Raw genomic sequence first — 13,636 nt, forward strand, 5'->3', positions numbered from 1 at the left:
GTGTTTTTACTTGAAAATAAGCCAAATAACTCATGTGGAAAATGAAAGGAAATGATCGTATGTACAAATACACAATTTGTTTTATTAGAAAAAGCGATAAAATACTGCTATTAAATAGAAATAAAAAGCCGAATATGGGGATGTGGAATGGTGTTGGAGGAAAAATAGAAGAGAATGAAACGCCATACGAAGGAATAATTAGAGAAACGTTTGAGGAAACGGGTATAGAACTTTCAAGTGTAACGTATAAAGGGACTGTTGTTTTTAAAGGTAAAGATGAGCCCCAGGCTAGTGAAGGAATGTATGTGTTCGTTGCTGATTTTCCAGATGGAATGCAAATGAATACACCATTACGTACGGCTGAAGGATTATTAGAATGGAAAGAAATTGATTGGATATTAGATGGTGATAATAGAGGTGTAGTTAGCAACTTACCAAAATACTTACCGACAGTAATAACAGAAGAAAATAAGTTAAAACATATATTCACGTACGATAACCGGAATATTATTAATTACACAACTGCATGTTTGACAGAAGATGATGCGAACAAGCGATATGAAAAACAACTCATTTCTCAATAGAAGAGGATAGTGAAAAATCACGTTTTTGTTCTCATTATATATACGAAGTGATTATATGTTTCAGAAATACAATTTATTGGTCAGAATTGTAATATGTATGATATAACTTTTCTTATGGTGAAAGAGTAGAGAACATACGTAAACGGAAAAGAGGTGGCTTTGCCACCTCTTTTCCGTTAGTCACGAATCGCCTTAATGATAAACCGATGTTGTTTCACATCAAAATATCCTTTTTGTAAGATAATTTCATGTATACGATATAACTCCTCATAATACCTTTCGACAGTAAAATCAGGAATTTGCCACGGAATTGCTTTTAAATAATAGACGATAGCGCCAATATCATAAAAGCGTTGGAAAGGGAATTCTTCCTTTGCTTCTAAAATAGTAAATCCAGTTTCCTCTAACTCACTACATGCTGCTTCAAGTGACCAACTTGCAAATTCGTTATTTAGCGGTGCGTTAAATTGCTCATTAAGTTCCACACAATCGAGACCACCAACTTGTTGTGTAAGGAAAATCCCATTTTGAGAAAGGATTCTTTTTACTTCAGAAGCAGCATATGATTCATGTTGGTTTAGGATTAGATTAAACTGACCATCTTGAAATGGCAATGCAGTTTCATCGTTCACCTCTACAACAGTAACCCCTAAAGGCTCTAATTTCTTTCGAGCAATTGGCACGTTTGGAGCGTAGCCCTCAGTAGCATAAATAGTTGACGGGAACGGTTGTAACATAGATAAAAACTCTCCGCCGCCAGTCCCCATATCGAGCATTGACTTTGCACGTTGCATAAGCAGGAAAGCAATGCTGCCGTACGACCACGATAAAGGCTCGCTCTTCATTCGACCCGTTTCTGAAATGAAAGAAAAATCCCAACCGCTAAAATGTGTATTTGCACTTTCTAATAAAGTTAAAAATAATGGATCACGTTTCATAATTATGTCCTCCTATTTTTCAATGAATGATATGATGAGAAAGGAGAACGGGAGGACCTCTTATGAAAGAGAAGCGGTTTTACGTTTCGTGTTCGAATAGATTCATATAAATTCGCTCCTTGTGAGAATGGTTATTTATATATTCGGGATAATTGAGTGGAAATCCTTTGAAGGAATAAAAGAAGGCAGTTGTTTAATGAAAAAATAAATTGAGTTATCTATTTTTATAGTGTAATTGTTCATTCATACGCATAAAAAATTATTCTCTCCATAAAATAGTAAAATTATATTGGAGGTTGAATTATGAAAAAATTTAGTGTATTTTCAATAATCTTGATGACTTTTGGACTATTATTATTTGGATTAAATAGGATAATAGATAGCTATTCTGAGCCTATTATCCTATTAGGGTATATTTCTTTTTAAATTGGAATGGTTCTAAGTTTTATAGCAATTGCTAGACGTGAAGATGGAAGAGTAAAATTCATATCACTTATCTTTTTCTTTGTTGTCCTGTTTTTCATTACTTGGTTTGAGCCGGTTCAGGTACTACGAATTATTACTTGGCTAAAAAATATCTATTAAAATCTGAATTATTGGTAAAAATGGGAAACCTTAAATTTAGGTTTCTTTTTATTATATTCGATTATCAATAGTAAAATTTATTAGAGCCATTAATAAAAGAAATAAATATATAAACTGATTGTAAAAATATTTTAATTCTTTGAAAACATTCAACGATTTAGTATTCTTTGTATATGGAATATTTTGTTTATGCGAAAAGAGGGCAAGGTGCTATATGAAAAGAATAAAAATGTAATGTTACTATTGTTATGTTTCTTATGTTTAAGTGGTTGTAATTATGAAGATGAAGATCAGGTGAAAAAATATGTGAAAAAAAAGCACGGAATTGATGTGATTGTAACAGATTGGGGTGCTATACACGAAGGGAATATGGGGCATACATACCATACTGTTCAAGCGAAAAACAATAAAAATATTCAATTTAGAGTAGAGGTTGATGGCTTAGTATACTCAAGAATAAAAGGTGATGAATATCAATACGGAAAAAAAACATATGAGGAATATAAGAAATTTAAACCAATGCTAGAAGAAATTAAAAAATTAGGTTACGTGGAACCTGAAAATAAAAATGTTTTTCAATATATAGTGGATGATGATATAGAGGAGAAACCAACGGATACGTTATTATTAACTTTAAAAATGAGTGACAAGATTGATTACAGTCAATTCCAATCAAAAGAATTAGATCGTTTATATGCTCTAATCCAATTCATTCAGAAGAGTAATAGAAAGATAACAAAACTTGAAATTGAGGATTATAATGGTAAATCTATAGGTTTCCCTTTTCAAAATATACAAAAAGCTATAACGAAAGAAGAACTGCTTTTAACAATGAAAAACACAGTAAACGGTTATTGGACATATTTGGTTCAAACTGAAACCAAAGTAGGCGAAAGATTAAATGAGATACAAAATAGCCACTTTGAAATTGAGGATATTATTTGTCCACACCCGAAAGACGGCAATTGTCTAGAGTATGAATTGACATTAGTTTTCAATGACAGTGAGATAAAATATAGAAATGATCCATATGTAATAGAGGATTTGAGAAAGGTAGTCACTATTCTTAAAGAAGAACTATATTATAATAAGGAATTTAACATATTTTTAAGGAACAAGGATGGAACAAGTTATTCACTCTGGCTATCATCCGAAAAAATTAAGGAAAGTAATAACATAGAAGAGCTAGTAAAATAATGATATAAAGAAGAAATTTAAAGTGCTTTTTACGTTTGTTATTTCTGTATTCAAAAGGAAAACCGCTTATACTTCATTTTTGAAGCATAAGCGGTTTTGTTTAAAATATTTAAAAACAAAAATCTTTTGGTAAAGTACCATTTTTAATAACTGTTCTTAACCCATGTTTTATAATCCAAGGATTAATAGGATGCTGTTTATCACGTAATTGCTGTAACCACTGAAAAACGAGTTCTTTATCTTCTTTCGTAATATCGTTAATATGATTGGCTACAGATTTTTGAACATATTTAGAAGGGTCATTCATTAATGGTTCAAGAAGTTGTAAATTGTACTGAAAATCACCTTTTAGAGCTCCTATTTTTTTAGCCCAAGGAAGCCTTGGTCTTGTACCTTCAGAAACTAATCTCCTAATGTGGCTGTTTTCGTCATGAATCCACTGTTGTAATATGTTTAGTGTATCTTCATGGTATGTTTCAAGAAAGGGCCGAATGGCATATTCAGCAGTATTCCTTTTCGTTATTTCATACATTGCATTAAACGAGATTTTAAAATCGTTAAGCCCATATTTTTCAACGTATTTTGCAACAGGCATGTACATATATCCATTTGTAAATGTGCCTACTTCTGTTGTATTTTCTGGTCCTAATGTTTTCAGTAATATATGTATTGCGGCATTAAAATCTTTTTGTAAAGCATTGTGTAATTCATCTGCAATTACTTCAATACGCTGTTTTAACTCTAAATTTTCAACTTTACAAGCTACAGAATCTACAAAGATGCTTTTAGAGAAACAAGGATCGTGTTTACAAATAGAATCAGCTATTTTTTCTGCTAATTCTTCATTAAATAAAAATTTTAACGGAACATATTTACCCATTTTTTCACCTCGGTGGTCAAATGAAAACAATTTTTATTTTTTAATCGACAATCCATAAACCAAAGTCTCACTCGGAGTCGTAATACTAAAACCTGTCGTCTTATAATCAAGCTTCACTGTATCACCAGTGTAGTCTTTCGTAAATGAATCCATTTGTACGATAAGCTCCGCATCTTCATATACAACATCATCTGCGTTAAATGTATCCCAAATTAAATCGACATCAACGAAAATACTACAAGAGTTTGTCATTGTTCCTCTAATGCGAATGATCTTTTTGTCTTCACGTTCTAATCTATGTATAGCTGCTTTTGCTTCATCAGTAATGCGAATGTTCATTGTATCCCAACCTTTTATTTATATTTCTTCTATTATGGCAAAAACAGGAGCAATAGGGAAGCAAAGAGGTTTGCAACAAAAAACGAGCAAACAAATTTGTTTGCTCGTTTCACTTTATTTTAGTTCACATTTATCAAGTGGAATCACTTTTGTTTTTTTCGTAAATTTATATCCTAACCATAGTACTAAGAAGAGTGGTAAACCGATGTAAGAAACGAGTACGCCATTCCAATCGATTGATTCACCCATAAATGCGCCGTAGTTTTGTCCTAAAATTACGATGATACAAAGTGTAAATGCGAAGATTGGACCAAATGGGAACCATTTTGCTCTATATGGTAAGTCATTTAAATCTTTTCCTTGTGCGATATATGCTTTACGGAAACGGTAATGACTAATTGCAATTCCAACCCATGCGATAAAGCCAGACATTCCTGATGCATTTAATAACCAAATGTATACAACACCGTCACCGAATAAAGAAGCAATGAAAGCGATACTACCGACAATCGATGTTACGATTAATGCGTTAACAGGTACACCGCGGCTATCTAATTTACCAAGAAACTTTGGTGCTTTTCCTTGGCGAGCTAAATCCCAAAGCATACGAGTTGATGCATACATACCAGAGTTACCAGCAGATAGTACTGCCGTTAAAATAACAGCGTTCATAACAGAAGCAGCAAAGGCAACGCCCGCTTTTTCAAAAATAAGTGTAAACGGACTTACTGTAACATCACTTGCAGCAAGGCTTTCAGTTGTATAAGGAATTAATAAACCGATAACGAGAATTGCAAGGATATAGAATAAAAGAATACGCCAAAAGATTGAACGAATCGCTTTCGGAATATTACGCTCTGGATCAGAAGTTTCACCAGCAGCTACTCCTAATAGTTCAGTACCTTGGAATGAGAAACCAGCTGCCATAAACACACCGATAATTGCCATGATACCGCCGTTAAATGGTGCATCTGCAACAGTGAAGTTTTTAAATCCAACCGTTTCACCGCCCATAATTCCAAAAATCATCATAAAACCAACAATTAAAAAGATAATAATCGTAACTACTTTAATAAGTGCGAACCAATATTCAGATTCACCAAACCCTTTAACAGATAAATAGTTTAAAAGGAAAATAATAGCTAAACATAATCCGCTCCAAATAAGAGAAGGGGTATCTGGGAACCAAAATTTCATAATTAATGTTACGGCTGCAAGTTCAGCAGCAATCGTAATTGCCCAGTTATACCAATAGTTCCATCCAAGTGCAAAGCCAAGTGATGGATCAACAAATTTTGTTGCATACGTACTAAAAGATCCAGTAACAGGCATGTAAGCTGCAAGTTCAGCTAAGCTTGTCATTAAAAAATAAACCATAATTCCAATTGCGGCGTATGCAATTAATGCGCCACCAGGTCCAGCTGTATGGATGACACCACCACTGGCAAGAAATAGTCCGGTACCAATTGTACCACCGAGAGAAATCATCGTAAGGTGACGAGATTTTAATCCGCGTTTTAATTCACCTTGTCCTTGTGTAGTTTGCGTTTTAGAGGTAGATTGATTTGTTGCGCTATTCATGTTCAACACTCCTTTTCTTGTAGGTTAGGAAGGAGCGGGGGAGAAAAATACAAAAAACCGCCAAAGGAATTTGGCGGAACGTTTCACAAATAACCACCCCATCATACCCTTCCGTTAAGATAGCACCCCACGTTTACACGGTAATTTTGTAAACGTGACAGTTCTGTTCCTTTCGGAGACAGCCCCAGCTCATATTTCCAGAGAAGAAATATAAACTTCGGCAACTTTTCCTTTCAAACGGAGTCAGCTGACATTCTCTGTGTCTCGTCCGTTTTACTATTAAAAGTCGCAACCTCTACCTCATCGGATTGATGAGGATTTATATATTGCTAAGATTTTTAATATATGGCAATTGTAATGACTTTCTGAATATATTGCAAGATATTTTGTTAGGAAAAGTCAAAAAATATCGGTTATTGTATAGGAAACGCTTGCAAAACTCCACCCGAACCTACTATTATGTAGCAATAAGCAAAGAAAAAATTGTTATACAAATGTTTCGCAAAAAATATTGAAAAACCCTCTAAATTAAAAGAAAATTCAGAAAAATATAATTCGACATTCATAATAAAGTCATATTATTTGTTATAATTAGGGTAACGTTTAAGCAAAAAGGGGAAATCAAAATGAAATTAGAAACAGAAAGGCTCTATATAGTGCCGTGTACAGAAGAGAGGATTCAAGTCGCTAACGAGCAAGGATATAATAGCGGTCCGCATATTGTAGGGCATGTAGAGAATGTGAAACAAGATGAGGCTTTATTACCATGGGGGGCGTGGTATGTTCTTCGAAAAGAAGACGATAGCGTTTTAGGTGATATTGGGTTTAAAGGGAAACCAAACGAGGATCAAACAGTAGAAATTGGCTATGGATTCATTGAGAAATATTGGAATCAGGGCTATGCAACAGAAGCTGTAAAAGAACTAATCGATTGGGCTTTCAAAACAGGTGAGGTAGAAACAATAATTGCAGAGACACTTCTAGATAATTATAGTTCGATGCGTGTTTTAGAAAAGTTACATATGAAGAGAGTAAATGCTACAGAAATGATGATTAATTGGAAAATAGAAAAATAAAAAATACCGCTCTAAATTGAGCGGTATTTTTTATAGTTATGGTAGCATTTGCTTCTGATCATTCGGATACTCAGCCGTTGACGTATTAGGACGATTGGAATGATTACGAACAGCAATGAAAATAGAAATAATAACGACAAGACCAACTGCAACGTAAGAAAGTGAAATAATAGTTGGATCCACTTTAAATGTAGTAAGCAGTGTACGAATGTTTGTAAAGATAATAAGACCACCAACTAATACGCCAAGTAAATGAGAAGGAACGATGCGAACTAGCCATGCCGCGATTGGTGCCGCTACGATACCACCGAGCATGAGAGAAAATACCCAAACCCAGCTTACTTGTTCCCAGCCAAGTGAGATGAAGAAGCCGATTGTTGCAGCGAGTGAAACAGGAAATTCACTCGTATCTACAGATCCAATAACTTTTCTAGCTTCATTTCCTCTTGCTAGAAGAACAGGTGTCGTAATCGGCCCCCAACCACCGCCACCAGTTGAATCAACGAATCCAGCGAATAAACCAAGCGGCACAAGTTGTTTTGCAGACATACGCTTATTTGAAGTGACAATTTGTTTTTGAATGATGAATCGTAATAAAATATAAACCCCTAAAGTAAATAAAAATACGGAAATGTACGGTTTAATTACATCACCAGGTAAATTGCTTAAAAAACATGCCCCAACAAATGCGCCGATTGCCCCAGGTAATGTAAGCCTGGAAACTGTATATTTATCAACGTTTCCAAATTTGATATGAGATGCGCCAGAAGCTGCAGTTGTAACGACTTCAGCTAAATGAACCGATGCGGAAGCTACAGCCGGTGCAATACCAAACATTAATAATAGTGAAGTAGACGTTACCCCATACGCCATTCCGAGTGCTCCATCGATCAGTTGAGCGAAAAATCCAATAATAGCAAAGACAATTAATTTCTGCATAAATAATCCCCCTGTAATAATAAATGAAAAAGACACTTTTCCCGTATGAGAAAAGTGCCTTTGGTTTTTCCAATCAGCAATAATTAAATTTGTTTCATTATAATACATATTAATCGTATAAATCAACTAGGTTTTAAAGTTTTTGAATTGAATGAAAGAAAAATAAAATATACAATAAAAGGATGGAGAGAAAGGGGAGAAAGAATATGTTAGCATTTGATCATCTCGTTCACGCAGTGCAATGTACACCGGAGGAAGCGGCAAAACAAATGCAGGAGCTTGGATTTCATACTGTATTAGGCGGAGAGCATACTACTTGGGGTACTTGGAATAGTTTAAGTTATTTTGACTTATCATACATAGAATTTTTAGCAGTTCAGCATGAAGAAAAAGCGAAAGAAGCAGAAAATCCATTAGTACAAGAAACAGTGGTGAAACTACAAAATGGAGAAGGAATGCTACAAATCGCGATCCGAACAGATGCAATTGAGGAGCTAGCAGTTAACTTTAATAAGTACGGCTTACATACGATAGGGCCATTTGAAGGGAAACGCATGAGAAAAGATGGCCGGCTTTTAGAATGGAAAATGTTATTTGTTAAGCAAGAAGAGAACGGACCGAAATTACCTTTCTTTATACAGTGGAATGAAACGGACGAAGAAAGAAGAAACGATTTACGTAACAGTGGGATGATCACTGAACATAAAAACAAAGTGCAACAAATTGAAACGATTCATTACGCAGTAAAAAACGTTCGAGAAACAGTATGGAAATGGAAAAAAGTAATGGGACTATCTACAAGCTCAGTTGTGAAAAATGAAAAATGGAATGCTGAGAGTCAAAGTGTAGTGTTTGGAAATATTCATGTGCAGTTTTGTGAACCGATTGGAGAAGGGCTAGTACTAGAACATTTGAATAAGAATGGCGAATATCCATTTGCAGTAGAGTTTAAAGGTGGAAATAAACGAGAGCATGAAGTGCTAGGTAGTTTGTACATATATTAATAGAGGTGAACGTTGTGGAAGAAATGCTTAGGGAGATAGAGAGAATACTAGAATGGCCTCGTATGTTAAAAGCGACTGTTATTTCAAAAGGCTTTTCATTCGATGAGAAATATAAAATTGAATTAGAGAGTGGGGCCTCGTATTTTATTAAAGTATGCGATTCATCATATTTTGAACGGAAGCAGGAAGAATATGAATATATGCAGCAGCTAGATTCTTTACATATTCCTATGCCAAAATTAATTCATTTTATTAGTCTTACTAAATTCAATAAATGTGTACAAGTTTTTGAATGGATTGATGGATTAGATGGTGAAGATATATTAAGAACGTTGTCTACAGAAGAGCAGTATAGGGCTGGAAAAAAGGCTGGAGAAGTACTAAAAAAGATTCATTTAGTTGAAAAAGAAGATAAAAGTAATTCATGGGAAATGTCTATATGGAGTAAATATGAGAGATACTTAGAAGCGTTGAAAGAATATGAAGTAGACTTTTTTCGTTTAAATACAGTGATAGATTTTGTAGGAAATCATAAAGATTTATTAAAAAATCGTCCCATCGTATTTTTACATGACGATTTTCATCCGGCTAATATAATGATTGACCAAAATGAGTTTCGGGCTGTCATTGATTTTGCTAGATTCGATATTGGTGATCCTATTCATGATTTTTATAAAGTAGCACTATTTACAACGAATATAAGCAAACCATTTGCGGTTGGACAAGTTCACGGTTATTGCGGAGGAGAACCTGATCTACATTTTTGGAAACTGTACTCATTATATGCAGCAATGATATTCCCGGCTGATATCGTATGGACAAACCGAAGCACACCATATTTATTAGATGATATGAAGGAAAGATTAAATGGAATTTTAGAAGATCATAATGATTTTTCATCCTATATTCCAAAATGGTATCAATCAAGCGAATTTAATAAATAAAGGAGTAATTTATATGGATAAAATAGCAGTAATTTCAGATATTCACGGTAATATTCAAGCATTAGAATCCGTGTTGAATGATATTAAATTAAGAGGAATCGAGCGCATTATTTGTCTTGGAGATTTAGTAGGAAAAGGACCTCATTCCAGTGAAGCAATTGAAATCATTCGTAAAGAATGTGAAGTAGTCGTAATGGGAAACTGGGATGATTTTATTACAAAGCCGACTGAATTTGAAGCATTAAAATGGCATCAAAAACAATTATCGGAAGAACAAAATGATTATTTAAGAAGTTTACCATTTTCAATCGAATTTTTTATGAGTGGAAAACTCATTCGTATGTTTCACGCTTCACCGAGAAGTTTATATGAAAGAATTCAACCACACGCTTCAAGAGAAGAACGTATTAGTATGTTCGAAAATAGTGATCTGACAGAAAATATAGAAGGAGAAAGAAAACCAGATGTCGTTTGTTACGGTGATGTTCACCAAGCGTTCGTTCAAAATTTCAGAGGGAAAACGTTATGTAATGCCGGTAGCGTAGGAAACCCACTTGAAATAACGCAAGCTTCCTATTTAATATTTGAAGGAACATATAATGAAAAAGAAGCGGCGAGCTTTTCTATTCAACTTGTACGAGTACCGTATGATATTGAATTAGCTATCAGATTAGCAGAAGAACTCGAAATGCCAGAAATTGAAGAGTATAAGCAAGAGTTACGGACGGCCTTATATCGGGGGTTTAAGGGGAAGTAAGCTAATAATATATCAACGATTTTTCAAATATATCTATCATAACTTAAAATATATCAACGATTTTTTCGATATATCAACGATTCGACAAAGGATATCGATTTACCGACAAATAGTGACATGAATTGTTATTTATAATTATATTATGTAAACTAATTATAAAGGGAGATATCATGAACCGAAAACAACGAATCAAAGAAATTGCAAATCATATTGTAAAGCTAAACTTAACCTATCCAACAAGAGTTGGAGTAAGTGGTATTACAGCATCAGGAAAAACAACATTTGCAAACGAATTAGCAGAAGAAATAAAAAAACGAGGATTACCAGTAACACGCGCAAGCATTGATGATTTTCATAATCCAAGAGTGATTCGCTATGCAAAAGGAAAAGAATCTGCAAGAGGGTATTATGAAGATGCACACGATTATACAGCTTTCAAAGAAAGATTATTAATGCCTTTAGGACCTAACGGGAATTTACAGTATGAAACGATTTCTCATAACTTAATAACGGATATGTCTGTACATAATGAGCCGCTATTGGCCACGCAAAATATGATATTCATAGTAGATGGAACGTTTCTATTGAAAAAAGACGTTGCGTATTTATTTGATTACAAAATCTTTGTAGATACAAATTTTGAGATTGCGAGAAAACGTGGTGCTAAGCGGGAAACTGAAGCTTTTGGAAGTTATGAAGAAGCAGAGAAGATATTTTTGAACAGATATCATGCGGCCTGTAAGATGTATATAGATGAGCATAATCCAAAAGAGTGTGCGAATGTTATATTTAAGAATAGTGATTTAGGAAATCCAGAAGTTATATTTCATGAAAGAGCGTAATACATAATCAGAAATATATGTATAGCCTTTTGTTTATTGTTATAATTAAATTAATTTTATGAAGCAAATAAAAGGGGATAAGACAATAAAAAACGCAAAAAGGGGACAAGAAATATAATGAATGAAGTACTCGAACTAAAAGAAGAACTACTACAAATTAAAAATAACAATTATGCTGTACCAGAAGACGTAGATGCATATCCATATGCGCAGTGGATGCTAGATTATATCGGATCACCAGATGCTGAATTACGTGATGATTTTATTTATAGTACGCTTCATACATGGATTACAAATGATGTGTTTAGACAAAAAGAATTACGAGGGTTAATGCTACAAGCAATTAGTCCTGATTATTTATTTTATAAAATTGGTGAAAAGGGAACAGACTCTGTATTTAAACGTGCATTCTCCGTATTAATTCCACCACTTATTTTATCTGTTCATGAAAGAGAACCGTTGTTATCGGAAGAACAATTGTACAGTGTGGCAGAACAAGTGTTGGAATATGTATATTTAGAAGAAGATGTAAGGGGCTACGTAGAAGGAAAAGGCTGGGCACACTCTACTGCACATGCAGCAGATGCGCTTGATGCTTTAGCGCGTACAATCCAAAATCGTGAGTTCTCATATGCAATATTAGCTGCCGTTCGTCAGAAGGTACGCTTACATGACTATGTATACATTCACTTTGAGGATGAGAGATTAGTAGCACCAATTATGTCGTTACGTAACCAAAATCTTTTAACTGAAGAAGAGTGGAGCAACTGGTTACATAGTATAGCAATTGTTGAAGACATCCCGCATCCTCAATATGATATTTTAGTACAAAATATTAGAGCTTTCTTAAGAAGTTTATATTTTAGAGTTTTAGAGACAGAGGGTAGCACAGCCTTTACAGATGATATATTGGAGACTTTGAAAGGGTTGCGTAGGTATTAAAAATACGTTTTTCTAAGAGGAAAGTACATAAAACCACTACCTCCCAACCATACTAATAAAATGTGTTGGAGGTGAGTTTAATGGACAAAAAAGATTTTGAAAAAGTGTATAATGATTATTTACATCAAGGGGAAGAGCAAGCTCAATTTGAAATAGCTCAGGAAGTTACTTCAGGAGCAGAACAAATTGTTGCTGTTCGTAAAAATGATGAAGGTGATTTGATTGCTTTTAAAACAAGTAGCGGGAGAGAGTTAGATTATATGACTGCTCTTAATGAAGCGAAATCAGGGAAGTTAGCTCATGTGGACGTATTTCATAAGTATGGCAGAGATATTATACGTAGTGAACCGGATGGAATAAAAGAAAATAACTTAGATAATTTACCTTCATTTTAAACGGGTAAACCTCAAGAAGAGAATGTTCATTTGGATATTCTCTTCTTTGTTTTGCGAAGTTTTCCTAGCAAATAGACGATTCATTTTTAAAGTGCGATCATACTTTTAAAGAGCGCTCTAAATTTCTCTTTATCTTCTGCTGTAAATGGTTTCGGTCCTTTTGTACGCTTACCACTTTTTCGAACCATTGAACTTAAATATCGTGTTTGTAACAATTGTTCAATGTTATCATTCGTATACTTATAGCCTTTATGGTGTAGTACGATACAGCCTTTTGCTAAAGCGAGCGAAGCAAGACCGTAATCTTGTGTTACGATTAAATCTTCTTTTTTTGCTAACTGCATAATTCGGTAATCAGCAGCATCTGCTCCGGAATCAACATATATTGTTTCCACACCTTTCGGCTGCTCTGCATTAGAATAATGAGAAAAACTAGTAACGAGTGTAACAGGAATTTCCGCATTCGTAGCTTCAAAAATAATTACATCTTTTACAGGACAAGCATCTGCATCAACGTAAATTTTCATTTTTACCACTCCTATAAAGTGAAACTTTAATCAGTGGGGGGATTTACCCTCCACTGATTATTAGTTGAACCAATCGGGCATTTACGGGCAGTTAATCTCCCACATA

General features: G+C 34.3%; 15 protein-coding genes, 1 pseudogene and 1 riboswitch. Of the genes and pseudogenes, 10 read left to right on the forward strand and 6 right to left on the reverse strand.

Going from position 1 to position 13,636, the window contains the following annotated elements; genetic code table 11:
- Positions 1-59 precede the first annotated feature (59 nt).
- Positions 60-584 (forward strand): NUDIX hydrolase, encoded by a 525-nt coding sequence (locus ACTFN4_RS14065; RefSeq protein ID WP_002182860.1) that lies wholly within the window; start codon positions 60-62, stop codon positions 582-584.
- Between the two features lie 176 nt (positions 585-760).
- Here the strand turns inward: ACTFN4_RS14065 and ACTFN4_RS14070 are convergent, their stop codons facing one another.
- Positions 761-1,522: a class I SAM-dependent methyltransferase gene (locus ACTFN4_RS14070; RefSeq protein ID WP_439962459.1), complete on the reverse strand. Its 762-nt coding sequence runs from the start codon at positions 1,520-1,522 to the stop codon at positions 761-763.
- A gap of 303 nt (positions 1,523-1,825) precedes the next feature.
- Between ACTFN4_RS14070 and ACTFN4_RS14075 the strand changes: the two are divergent.
- Both ACTFN4_RS14075 and ACTFN4_RS14080 read left to right on the forward strand, forming a co-directional pair.
- A pseudogene (locus ACTFN4_RS14075) lies at positions 1,826-2,107 on the forward strand (hypothetical protein).
- 234 nt (positions 2,108-2,341) lie between these two features.
- Positions 2,342-3,304 (forward strand): hypothetical protein, encoded by a 963-nt coding sequence (locus ACTFN4_RS14080; protein WP_439962491.1) that lies wholly within the window; start codon positions 2,342-2,344, stop codon positions 3,302-3,304.
- A gap of 109 nt (positions 3,305-3,413) precedes the next feature.
- On the opposite strand, the gene ACTFN4_RS14085 is transcribed toward ACTFN4_RS14080, so the two are convergent.
- The 3 genes from ACTFN4_RS14085 to ACTFN4_RS14095 all read right to left on the reverse strand — a co-directional run bounded on the left by ACTFN4_RS14085 (position 3,414) and on the right by ACTFN4_RS14095 (position 6,104).
- Positions 3,414-4,184, reverse strand: coding sequence for a DNA alkylation repair protein (locus tag ACTFN4_RS14085; protein WP_060851972.1), 771 nt, complete (start codon positions 4,182-4,184; stop codon positions 3,414-3,416).
- A gap of 33 nt (positions 4,185-4,217) precedes the next feature.
- Positions 4,218-4,523: an iron-sulfur cluster biosynthesis family protein gene (locus ACTFN4_RS14090; protein WP_002026004.1), complete on the reverse strand. Its 306-nt coding sequence runs from the start codon at positions 4,521-4,523 to the stop codon at positions 4,218-4,220.
- Between the two features lie 114 nt (positions 4,524-4,637).
- The gene (locus tag ACTFN4_RS14095; RefSeq protein ID WP_001083397.1) at positions 4,638-6,104 is read right to left on the reverse strand and encodes an amino acid permease; all 1,467 of its coding nucleotides are present in this window, start codon (positions 6,102-6,104) and stop codon (positions 4,638-4,640) included.
- A 112-nt stretch (positions 6,105-6,216) separates the two neighbouring features.
- Positions 6,217-6,410, reverse strand: a riboswitch (Lysine riboswitch).
- Between the two features lie 320 nt (positions 6,411-6,730).
- On the opposite strand from ACTFN4_RS14095, the gene ACTFN4_RS14100 reads away from it, so the two are divergent.
- Positions 6,731-7,180: a GNAT family N-acetyltransferase gene (locus tag ACTFN4_RS14100; protein ID WP_000764600.1), complete on the forward strand. Its 450-nt coding sequence runs from the start codon at positions 6,731-6,733 to the stop codon at positions 7,178-7,180.
- A gap of 36 nt (positions 7,181-7,216) precedes the next feature.
- Here ACTFN4_RS14100 and ACTFN4_RS14105 read toward each other — a convergent pair whose 3' ends face one another.
- Positions 7,217-8,227 (reverse strand): sulfite exporter TauE/SafE family protein, encoded by a 1,011-nt coding sequence (locus tag ACTFN4_RS14105; protein ID WP_002024365.1) that lies wholly within the window; start codon positions 8,225-8,227, stop codon positions 7,217-7,219.
- A 98-nt stretch (positions 8,228-8,325) separates the two neighbouring features.
- Here ACTFN4_RS14105 and ACTFN4_RS14110 point away from each other — a divergent pair, with 98 nt between their 5' ends.
- The 6 genes from ACTFN4_RS14110 (at position 8,326) to ACTFN4_RS14135 (ending at position 13,003) form a co-directional block, all read left to right on the forward strand.
- Positions 8,326-9,123, forward strand: a complete 798-nt coding sequence (locus ACTFN4_RS14110; protein ID WP_439962460.1) for a VOC family protein — start codon at positions 8,326-8,328, stop codon at positions 9,121-9,123.
- A 14-nt stretch (positions 9,124-9,137) separates the two neighbouring features.
- Positions 9,138-10,067 (forward strand): aminoglycoside phosphotransferase family protein, encoded by a 930-nt coding sequence (locus tag ACTFN4_RS14115; protein WP_000392077.1) that lies wholly within the window; start codon positions 9,138-9,140, stop codon positions 10,065-10,067.
- Between the two features lie 13 nt (positions 10,068-10,080).
- Entirely contained in the window at positions 10,081-10,824 is a 744-nt protein-coding gene (locus ACTFN4_RS14120; protein WP_000357656.1) for a metallophosphoesterase family protein, read from the forward strand.
- 170 nt (positions 10,825-10,994) lie between these two features.
- The gene (locus tag ACTFN4_RS14125; protein ID WP_439962462.1) at positions 10,995-11,666 is read left to right on the forward strand and encodes a hypothetical protein; all 672 of its coding nucleotides are present in this window, start codon (positions 10,995-10,997) and stop codon (positions 11,664-11,666) included.
- A 117-nt stretch (positions 11,667-11,783) separates the two neighbouring features.
- Entirely contained in the window at positions 11,784-12,608 is an 825-nt protein-coding gene (locus tag ACTFN4_RS14130) for a DUF2785 domain-containing protein (RefSeq protein ID WP_439962463.1), read from the forward strand.
- Positions 12,609-12,688: 80 nt separating this feature from the next.
- Positions 12,689-13,003 carry a DUF3892 domain-containing protein gene (locus tag ACTFN4_RS14135; RefSeq protein ID WP_000358161.1) on the forward strand — a complete coding sequence of 105 codons (315 nt, stop codon included), beginning with the start codon at positions 12,689-12,691 and terminating at the stop codon, positions 13,001-13,003.
- A gap of 86 nt (positions 13,004-13,089) precedes the next feature.
- Here the strand turns inward: ACTFN4_RS14135 and ACTFN4_RS14140 are convergent, their stop codons facing one another.
- Positions 13,090-13,530 carry a YaiI/YqxD family protein gene (locus ACTFN4_RS14140; protein WP_063245364.1) on the reverse strand — a complete coding sequence of 147 codons (441 nt, stop codon included), beginning with the start codon at positions 13,528-13,530 and terminating at the stop codon, positions 13,090-13,092.
- Between the last annotated feature and the right edge of the window lie 106 nt (positions 13,531-13,636).

The organism is Bacillus cereus group sp. MYBK95-2 (assembly GCF_051915225.1).
Lineage (GTDB): Bacteria > Bacillota > Bacilli > Bacillales > Bacillaceae_G > Bacillus_A > Bacillus_A cereus.